The sequence below is a fragment of the Arhodomonas sp. KWT genome (genome assembly GCF_010993615.1).
The window spans coordinates 13,498-18,693 of the sequence record NZ_WNXE01000024.1; the positions used below are offsets into that span (position 1 = coordinate 13,498).

Here is a 5,196-nt window from a genome sequence, read left to right on the forward strand (position 1 = left end):
GCCGCGCCCCGCCCGCCGGGGCCTCAGTGGCCCTCGTGGTGGTGTGCCCGCGACACCGAGAAGATCCCGGTGGGCGTGCGCACGTCCGTGATGGTGGCGACCTTCTCCAGGGTCTCGTCGTCGTAGACCCGGATCACGCCCTCCTTCCAGTCACTGACGAACACGTGGCTGCCGTCGGCGTCCGGCTCCGGGTGCAGGGTCATCGTGCCCTCGTTGATGCGCTTGACCACCTTGAACGGGGGCTTGCGCTCGTGGACGGTGATCTCGTTGGACGCCGGCGGGAAGACCGAGTCGAACCACACGTACTTCATGTCCTCGCGGGCGCGCACGAACAGGCCCGGGCCGCCGCTGGGCACCTCGCCGACCACCTCGAAGGTATGGTCGTTCCAGATCACGTTCTTGCCCTCGCCGATGTGCGGGGTCGCCGCGTACTCCACGCCGTCCTCGCGCCAGACCGCGCCCGGCCCCGGGTGCGGCTTGGTGCCGGTCTCGATCTTGGCCAGGATCTCCATGGTCTCCACGTCCAGGGCGGCGACGTGATTGGAGTTCTGGGAGGCGAGGAAGAAGACCTTGTTGTCCGGGCGCAGGAAGCCGTCGTGCAGGATCTTGCCGACGTTACCCACCTTCTTCACCGGGAAGCCGGGCTTGTCGTAGTTCACCCGCCAGATCTGGCCCGCCTCCTTGAGCGCGAGCAGGAAGTACGGGCCGACACTCGGCTTGACGTCGTTCACCGAGCAGATGCGCGAATCCACCTTGCCGCCGGTGATCGCGGCGACGCCGTGGGTGTCGATCACCTTCACCGGCTCCAGGGTGTCGGCATCCACCATCACCGCCTGGGTCGGGATGTACATGCCGGTCATGATGTAGCGCCCGTCGTCCGAGATCGCGATCCCGCGGGCATCCAGGCCGAGGCGGATGCGACGCACCGGCTTGAGGCTGTAGAGGTCGTACTTGTACAGCCAGCCGTCGCGGCCGAGGTTGTAGGCGTAGCGCCCGTCAGGGCTGAAGGTGTAGCCGTGGGCGCGGGCACCGGCCTTGAGATGGGCGACCACCTCGAAGCTGTCACCGTCGATCACGGCCACGCTGAAGTATTCGCGCTCGGTGGCGAGCAGGAGGTTGTCCACCGGGTGGTCGTGGGTCGGCTCCGCCGGCTGCTCGGACTTGGGTACGAGCACCTCCAGGGAGTCCTCCATCTTCTCCCGGGACCAGTAGAAGCGCTTGGGCGCGGCGTTGTTCCAGAGATAGTCGGTGACCGCCCGGATCTCCGCGTCGGACAGCGCCTTGCCGATGGGATTGGAGTCCGTGCCCCAGGCGGGCATGGATGTCCCGGTGCGACCGTGCTTGACGGTCATGAAGATTGCCTGCTCATTGAACGGCGTCAGCGGCCGGCCGGTGATCTTGGAGGTCTTGAAGCCCCCCTCGCCGTCGCCGATGCCCTCGCGCAGGCGCTGCTGGGTGATGTTCGGGCCGGTGGCGCCCGTACGCTTGGGGTTGTGGCAGCCGCCGCACTCGGAGCTGACAAAGGCCTTCACCGGGCGACCGTTGATGGTCTCCGCGGGTTTGGCGTCGAAACCGGCGAACACCGGGGCCGCCGTGAACGCGGCGGCGAGCGCCACGAGCACGGTGCCCACGGCGGTTCTTACGCCTGAGGATGACATAGTGGTATCTCCTGTAATGGCTTCCAACACGACTTCCGGGTACGGCCGCCCCCTGTCTGCCGGAGCGCCGCCCGGACGGGCGGCCGGCCGCTTATGAATATTTATTCCAATTACTACTTTGTAGGCGAAATGCGCTCCCCGCCTTGAGCGGTATCAACCCCCGTGGAGCGCCTCGATAGCTGGCGCGGCTTCGCCTTCCGGCACCGCCCCGTCGAACGAGTCGGTGAACCAGTCCAGCCGGTCGCGCAGCCGCACCACCTCGCCGAGCACAACCAGGCTCGGCGGCTGGATCCGCGCCTCGCGCACCCGCGTCACCAGGTCCCGAAGGCAGCCGGTGACCACCCGCTGGCCGGTGAGGGTCGCGCGCTGGACCACCGCCGCCGGATGCCCCGGCGCCAGCCCCCGCCGCATGAGCTCCTCGCACAGCCGCGGCAGCCCGTGCAGGCCCATATAGATGACGACGGTCTGCGACGGCTGCACCAGGGCCTCCCAGGGCAGATCCAGGGAGCCGTCCCGGAGGTGACCGGTGACGAAGGTGCACAGCCGGGCATGGTCCCGGTGGGTCAGCGGCATACCGGCATAGGCGGCGCAGCCGAGGGCCGCGGTGACGCCGGGGACGACCTCGAAGGACACGCCGGCGGCCTGCAGCGCCTCCAGCTCCTCGCCGCCGCGGCCGAAGACGAAGGGGTCTCCGCCCTTGAGCCGGACCACCTCGAGCCCCTGGCTGACGAGGTCCACGAGCATGGCGTTGATGCGCGACTGCGGCACGGTATGGTGGCTCGCCGCCTTGCCGACGTAGACGCGCTGCGCCCGGGCCGGCACGAGGTCCATGACCTCCGGCGCGGCGAGGCGGTCGTAGAGCACGGCGTCGGCGCGGCCCAGCACCTCCCGTGCCCGCAGGGTGAGCAGCTTCGGGTCCCCGGGCCCCGCCCCGACGAGGTAGGCCCGGCCGGCGCCGGGTTCCTTGCGCCATTGCAGCGCGGCCGGCTCGTCGTCGTCGATATCGAGGTGCAGTGAGGACCGCTCGCGCGCGCCCACCGCGTGGACCAGCACGCCCCGCCGGTCCGCCTCCGCGGCGACCCGGTGGTTGAGATCGACACAATCGGACGCCGCCACCGCCAGGTGACAGCCGTCGAGGTCCCCCTGCGCGAACGCCCGCTCGCACAGCGCCCAACCACCGGCCATGGCGGCCTCGCGCAGGGCCGGGCGGACATCCGCCGCAACCACGCGCAGCCGCGCCCCGTGGCACCCCAGCCACGCGGCGAGCCGCCGTGCGCCGTCCCCGCCGCCCACCACGAGTACCCGCCGCCCGGTGAGCTCCAGCGTCGCCGGCATGCCGGTCATGACAGCGCCTCCTCGACGGCCGGCAGGCCGATCTCCGTGTCGTCCAGGTAACAGCCCGGGTCCTCCGCCCACAGGTTGCCGGTGAGCTGCCACGCCCGGGTGCGGGTATTGCCGCCGCAGATGTCGCGGTGGGCGCAGGCACCGCAGCGCCCCTCCAGCGGTCGCGGCCGGCGGCGCAGTGCAGCCAGCATGGGCTCGCTATCGTCGCTCCAGATCGCGGAGAACGGCCGCTCGCGGACGTTGCCGAGGTTGTGCTGCCACCAGAACGTGTCCGGGTGGACGTTGCCGAGGTTGTCGATGTTGGCGACGTCGCTGCCCGAGGCATTGCCGCCCCAGGCCCGGAGCAGCCGCCGCAGGCCGGCGACCGCGTCCGCCGGGAAACGGCGCTCTGCCCAGTGCAGGAGGTAGACGGCGTCGGCGTCGTTGTTGCCGGTGACGTAGTCCCGCCGCCGGCCGGCCGCGAGGTCGGCGAGGCAGTGCCGGAACAGCAGATCCATCGCCCAGCGCGTGCGTCGGTGGACGGCGTCGCCGCGGCGATTGCGGTTGCCCCGGCCGGCGTAGTTGAGGTGGGAGAGGTAGAACTTGTCGATGTCCTCGTCGGCGACGAGCTGCAGCAGCCCCGGCAGGTCGTGCGCGTTCTCCTCGGCCAGGGTGAAGCGCACGCCCACCTTGATGCCGGCATCCCGGCACAGCCGCAGCGCGTGCACGGATTCGTCGAAGGCGCCGCGGCGCTTGCGGAAGCGGTCGTGGGTCTCGCCGAGGCCGTCCAGGCTGATGCCGACGTAGTCGAACCCGGTCTCCGCGATGGTCGCGACGTTCGACTCGTCGATCAGCGTGCCGTTGGTGGAGAGGCCGACGAAGAACCCCATGTCCCGGGCACGGCGGGCGATACGGTGGATCTCCGGGTGCATCAGCGGCTCGCCGCCGGAGAGGATGAGCACCGGCACGCCGAAGGCGCGGAGGTCGTCCATCACCGTGTCGATCTCCGCGCCGGAGAGCTCGCCGGCGAAATCGATGTCCGCGGAGGTCGCGTAGCAGTGCTTGCACGCGAGGTTGCAGCGCCGGATGAGGTTCCAGATCACCACGGGCCCGGGCGGGCGCCCCGGCGGCGGGACCGAGCCCGGGGTGCGGAGGGCCTCGATATAGCGGGTCAGTCTGAACATGGACGGCCTCCTGGGGGCGGATCGCTTGCGGGGTTCGTCGCCGGTTCCGGGATTCTCAGACCGGTCTTCTTGAGGACACGGCGGCTGTAGAGCACCGCCGAGGCACGGGGGTGGTCGCCGAGCACCGCCGCGACCTCGCGGATCCGCGCCTCGACGCTGTCCCGGTCGCGGCCGTGGACCATGGCGAACAGGTTGTACGGCCACTGCGGCGGGTGGCGCGGCCGGGCGTAGCAGTGGCTGACGGCCTCCAGCGCGCCGACGTCCCGGCCGAGGCGGTCGACGTCGGTGTCCGGGACGTCCCAGACCGTCATCGCATTGAAGCGCAGGCCCAGGGCGTAGTGCTGGGGCACCGCGGCGATGCGCCGGATTCCACCGCCGGCCTGCATGGCCGCGAGCCGGCGGATGACCTCGTCCTCGTCCGTGCCGACGCGGGCGGCGACCTCGGCGTAGGGGCGCGGACACAGGGGCAGGCCGTGCTGGGTCGCGGCGATGATGCGCCGGTCCAGCGCGTCCGGGCTGTGCCCGTCCCCGCCCCGGGTCATGCCGTCACCCTCAGGCCGAGGTAGTATTCGGCGCGCTTGGGCATGAGGTGGACGCACAGGCCGGTCTCCGCCTCGATCTCGCCGGCCACCGCTGCCAGGCGCTCGGCGTCCAGCACGGCGATCACGAACCACAGGTTGAGCCGGTGGTCGCGCTCGTAGTTGTGGGCCACCTCCGGGTGGGCGTTCACCTGCGCCGCGACCACGTCCAGGCGCACCGGCGGCACCGCCATGGCGGCCAGGGTCACGGCGCCGCCGAGGGCGCCGGCGTCGAAGAGCGGGCCGACGCGGGAGAGATAACCGTCGTCGAGCAGGCGCCGGAGACGGTCGAGCAGCTCCGCCTCGGCGATGCCCACGGTCCCGGCGGCCTCGGAATACGGTGTCGGACTCAGGGGCAGGCCGCCCTGCAGGACGTTGACGATGCGCCGGTCCACGGCGTCCAGTTCGCCACTCATGACGCCACCGCCCCGGCGCCGGCCGGCGCCGGTGCGT

5 protein-coding genes are annotated in these 5,196 nt (G+C 71.1%); all 5 read right to left on the reverse strand.

Features of this window, described 5'->3' with window-relative positions:
• Positions 1-23: 23 nt before the first annotated feature.
• Entirely contained in the window at positions 24-1,658 is a 1,635-nt protein-coding gene (locus G7A99_RS06685) for a nitrite reductase (protein WP_163139270.1), read from the reverse strand.
• A gap of 153 nt (positions 1,659-1,811) precedes the next feature.
• Positions 1,812-3,002, reverse strand: a complete 1,191-nt coding sequence (cobA, locus tag G7A99_RS06690) for a uroporphyrinogen-III C-methyltransferase (RefSeq protein ID WP_163139271.1) — start codon at positions 3,000-3,002, stop codon at positions 1,812-1,814.
• Entirely contained in the window at positions 2,999-4,165 is a 1,167-nt protein-coding gene (nirJ, locus tag G7A99_RS06695; RefSeq protein WP_163139272.1) for a heme d1 biosynthesis radical SAM protein NirJ, read from the reverse strand. The genes cobA and nirJ overlap by 4 nt, the downstream gene beginning before the upstream one ends.
• A complete protein-coding gene (locus G7A99_RS06700; RefSeq protein WP_163139273.1) occupies positions 4,153-4,707 on the reverse strand; it encodes an AsnC family transcriptional regulator in 555 nt (184 codons plus the stop codon). Before G7A99_RS06700 ends, nirJ begins: the two co-directional genes overlap by 13 nt.
• Positions 4,704-5,196 (reverse strand): AsnC family transcriptional regulator (locus G7A99_RS06705; RefSeq protein ID WP_240466144.1); only part of this gene is annotated, 493 nt, incomplete at its 5' end. The genes G7A99_RS06700 and G7A99_RS06705, both read right to left, overlap by 4 nt.

Excerpts from the sequence above, each read along its gene's own strand:
- G7A99_RS06685 (WP_163139270.1), bottom strand. The coding sequence starts at position 1,658 with ATGTCATCCTCAGGCGTAAGAACCGCCGTGGGCACCGTGCTCGTGGCG.
- cobA (WP_163139271.1), bottom strand. The coding sequence starts at position 3,002 with ATGACCGGCATGCCGGCGACGCTGGAGCTCACCGGGCGGCGGGTACTC.
- nirJ (WP_163139272.1), bottom strand. The coding sequence starts at position 4,165 with ATGTTCAGACTGACCCGCTATATCGAGGCCCTCCGCACCCCGGGCTCG.
- G7A99_RS06700 (WP_163139273.1), bottom strand. The coding sequence starts at position 4,707 with ATGACCCGGGGCGGGGACGGGCACAGCCCGGACGCGCTGGACCGGCGC.